1 protein-coding gene is annotated in these 4,537 nt (G+C 77.1%); it reads left to right on the top strand.

Going from position 1 to position 4,537, the window contains the following annotated elements:
* Positions 1 to 27: 27 nt before the first annotated feature.
* On the top strand, positions 28 to 4,537 hold a 4,510-nt coding region (locus ACIQTO_RS29625), incomplete at its 3' end, for a type I polyketide synthase (RefSeq protein WP_402394505.1).

Here is a 4,537-nt window from a genome sequence, read left to right as displayed (position 1 = left end):
CGCGGCGAGGGCGGCCCGGAGCGGCTGGTGACGGCGCTGTCCGCCGCCTTCGTCCAGGGGCTTCCCGTGGACTGGCCCGCGCTGCTGCCGGCCGGTGCCGGCCGCCCCCTCGACCTGCCCACCTACGCCTTCCAACGTCAGCGCTACTGGGCCGAGGCCGAGCCCTCCGCCGGGGCGGGCGTCGGCTGGGGCCAGTCCGCGGTGGACCACGCCGTGCTGGGCGCCGCCGTCGACCTCGCCGGCGCGTCCGGGACGGTCTTCACCGGGCGCCTCTCCGTGCCCACCCACCCGTGGCTCGCCGACCACGCCGTCCTCGGCACGGTGATCGTCCCGGGCACGGCGTTCCTCGAACTCGCCCTGCGGGCGGGCGGCGAGGTCGACTGCCCGGTCCTGGACGAACTGACCCTGCACACCCCGCTGGTCCTGTCCGACACCGAGGGGGTCCGGCTCCAGGTCACCGTCGAGGACCCGGACGACACCGGGGCCCGGGTGATCGGCATCCACTCGCGTGCCGAGGACGCCCCCGCCGACCGGCCGTGGACCCGGCACGCCTCGGGCCTGCTCACGGCGACCCCGGCCGATGAGGCCGGAGCGCCGGTGGAGCCGCCGGCCGCCGGCACCGAGCAGTGGCCCCCGCCGGGCGCCGAGCCGGTGGACGCGGACGACGTCTACGAGCGCTCGGCGGCCGCCGGCTTCGACTACGGCCCGCTGTTCCAGGGGCTGCGGCTGGTCTGGCGGCGCGGCACCGAGCTGTTCGCCGAGGTCGAGCTCCCCGAGGAGGCGGCCGCCGACGCGGACCGCTTCGGCCTGCACCCGGCCCTGCTGGACGCCGCGATGCACCCGATGCTGATCCGGGACGACGCGGACGGGCCGGTCTCGGCCGGTCTGCCGTTCAGCTGGACGGGCGTGCGGCTGGAGACCCGCGGTGCCCGCGCCCTGCGCGTGCGGCTGGTGACGGGCGAGGGCGGCGCGGTCGCGCTGCGCGCCCACGACGAGGCCGGTCGGCCGGTCGTGTCCATCGGCTCGGTGGTGGTCCGGCCGGTCTCCGCCGATCAGTTGCGGTCGGCCGAGGCCTCGTCCGGCGACTCGCTGTTCGACCTGCGGTGGGCGGAACGGGACGGCGCGGCGGACACCGCCGGCGAGCCGGACCAGGGCGCGGACCCGGACGCGACCGTGACACCCACGGCGGCCTGGGCCGTCCTCGGGACACCCGAGGCGGCCGACCCGCTCACCCTCCTGGACGAAGGCGCCCACACCGCTGACGCGGAAACCGACACCACCACCCCGCCCCCCGCCACCGTCCTCGTCCGGGTGGAGCCCGCCGAGGGGCCGGAGCAGACCCGCGTGCACGACACCGTGGCGCGCGTCCTCGACCTCGTCCAGCGCTGGCTGGCCGACCCGCGCACCGCCGACGCGCGGCTGGTCCTCGTGACGTCGCACGCCGTCGCGGCCGACGACACCGAGGAGATCCACGACCTCGCGGCCGCCGCCGTCTGGGGCCTGGTGCGGTCCGCGCAGGCCGAACACCCCGGCCGCTTCGTGCTGGTGGACACCGACGCCGAGTCGTCCGAGCACGCGATCCTCGCGCACGCGGTCTCGGGCGACGCCCAGCTCGCCGTCCGGCGCGGGGCCGCCCTGCTGCCGCGCCTGGTGCGGGCCGCGGCGGCGGGCCGCCCCGCCGACGGCACCGGCCTCGTGCCCGCCGCCGACGGGACGGTACTGATCACCGGCGGCACCGGGACGCTCGGCGCCCTGCTGGCCCGCCACCTGGTCGTCGCGCGCGGCGCCCGCCGGCTGGTGCTGCTCAGCCGGCGCGGCGCGGCCGCCCCGGGGGCGGCCGAACTGGTCGCGGAGCTGTCCGTGCTCGGTGCGCGGGTGCGGGTGGAGGCCTGCGACGCCGCCGACCGGGAGGCCCTCGCCCGGGTGCTCGCCGCGATCCCCGCCGAGCACCCGCTGACCGCCGTGGTGCACGCGGCCGGTGTCCTGGACGACGGTGTCGTCCAGGCGTTGACCCCCGACCGGCTGGCGGCCGTGCTGCGCCCCAAGGTCGACGCCGCGTGGAACCTGCACGAGGCCACCCGCGGGCTCGACCTGGACGCGTTCGTGCTGTTCTCGTCGGCGGCCGGCGTCATCGGCAACCCCGGGCAGGGCAACTACGCCGCCGCCAACGCCTTCCTCGACGCGCTCGCCCGGCACCGCCGGGCGCACGGCCTGGCCGCGACCTCGATCGCCTGGGGCTGGTGGGCCGAGGGCAGCGAGATGACCGCCGGGCTCGGCGCCGCCGACCGGCAGCGGATGACCCGGCTGGGCGTCCTGCCGCTCTCGGCCGAGCAGGGCTGCGCCCTGTTCGACGCCGCGGTCGACCGGGCCGAGCCGATGCTCACGGCCGTGCGGATGGACCTCGCCGTGCTGCGCCGGGCCGGCGCCGACACGGTGCCCGCGCTGCTGCGCGACCTCGCCCGCGGTCCGCGCCGCAGGGGTGCGGCGGGCGACGCGCGGACGCGGCCGGGCGCACTGGCCGGCCGGTTGGCCGGTCTCCCGGCCGCCGAGCGCCGGCTGACGGTCGTGCGCACGGTGTGCACGCACGCGGCCGCCGTGCTCGGGCACGCGGGAGCGGACGGCATCGAGGAGACCCGTGCGTTCCGGGACCTCGGCTTCGACTCGCTCACCGGGCTCGAACTGCGCAACCGGTTGAGCGCCGCCACCGGCCTGCGCCTGCCCGCGACGCTGGTCTTCGACTACCCGAACCCGCTGCTGCTCGCCGGCTACCTGGACGAGCGGCTCGCGGAGACCGTGTCGGGCGTAGCCCCGGCGGCCCGGACCACCGCCGTGGCCGTGCCGGTGGCCACCGACGAGCCGATCGCGATCGTCGGCATGGGCTGCCGCCTCCCGGGCGGCGTCACCTCCCCGCAGCAGCTGTGGGACCTGGTGGCCGGCGGTGTCGACGCGCTCACCGACTTCCCGACCGACCGCGGCTGGGACACCGACCGGATCTTCGACCTGGACCCGTCCCGGCCGGGCAGCACCTATGTGCGGACCGGCGGCTTCGTCCCCGACGCGGCCGACTTCGACCCCGCGTTCTTCGGGATCTCGCCGCGTGAGGCGCTGGCGATGGACCCGCAGCAGCGGCTGCTGCTGGAGACCTCCTGGGAGACGATCGAGCACGCGGGCATCGACCCGGAGTCGCTGCGCGGCAGCCGGACCGGGGTCTTCGCGGGCGCGATCTACTACGACTACGCCACCCGTTTGAACCACGTGCCGGACGAGTTGGAGGGCTACCTCGGCAACGGCAACGTGGGGAGCGTCGCGTCGGGCCGGGTCGCGTACTCGCTGGGCCTGGAGGGTCCGGCCGTCACCGTCGACACGGCGTGCTCCTCGTCGCTGGTCGCGCTGCACCTCGCCGTGCAGGCGCTGCGGGCCGGCGAGTGCGACCTCGCGCTCGCGGGCGGCGTCACCGTGATGTCGACGCCGGCTGTGTTCGTGGACTTCTCGCGTCAGCGCGGGCTGGCGTCGGACGGCCGCTGCAAGTCGTTCGCGGCCGCCGCCGACGGCACCGGGTGGGGCGAGGGCGTCGGCCTCGTCCTGGTCGAGCGGCTGTCGGACGCGGTGCGCAACGGACACCAGGTGCTCGCCGTGGTGCGCGGCTCCGCCGTCAACCAGGACGGCGCGTCGAACGGCCTCACCGCCCCGAACGGGCCCTCGCAGCAGCGGGTGATCCGGCGGGCACTGGCCACCGCGGGCCTGGTCCCGGCGGAGGTGGACGCGGTCGAGGCGCACGGGACGGGGACGACGCTGGGTGACCCGATCGAGGCGCAGGCGCTGCTGGCGACGTACGGGCAGGGCCGCGCCGAGGACCGGCCGTTGTGGCTGGGGTCGGTGAAGTCCAACATCGGTCACACCCAGGCCGCGGCGGGTGTCGCGGGCGTCATCAAGATGGTGATGGCCATGCGGCACGGCGTGCTGCCGAGGACGCTGCACGTGGACGCGCCCTCGCCGCACGTCGACTGGGCGAGCGGAGCCGTCGAGCTGCTCGCCGAGGCGCGGGCCTGGCCCGAGCTGGACCGGCCGCGCCGGGCGGGTGTGTCCTCGTTCGGGATCAGTGGCACCAACGCGCACGTCATCCTCGAACAGGCGCCGGCCGCCACCGGCGGGGACACGGCACCGACAGCACCGGACGAGGACCGGCTGCTGCCCTGGGTGGTCTCGGCGCGCACCGCGACCGGGCTGCGGGCCCAGGCGGCCCGCCTGCGGGACTGGGCCCTCGCCCACCCGGACCTCCGACCGGCCGACGCGGTGGCCGAACTGGCCTCGGGGCGTGCGGCGATGGAGCACCGTGCGGTGGTGCTGGGCCGGGACGTCGCGGAGCTGACGGCCGCCCTGGCGGCGGTCGCGGACGGCGGACCGGACCCGGCGGACGCGGTGTCCGGTGCGGTGGTGCGCGGCGCCGTGAAGTACGCGGTGGTGTTCGCGGGGCAGGGTGGGCGGGTGCGGGGGATCGGTCGTGTGTTGTATGCGGCGTTCCCGGTGTTCGCGGCGG

The organism is Kitasatospora sp. NPDC091207, assembly GCF_044768625.1.
Taxonomy (GTDB): Bacteria; Actinomycetota; Actinomycetes; order Streptomycetales; family Streptomycetaceae; genus Kitasatospora.
This window is presented reverse-complemented; position numbering and strand designations above follow the sequence as displayed.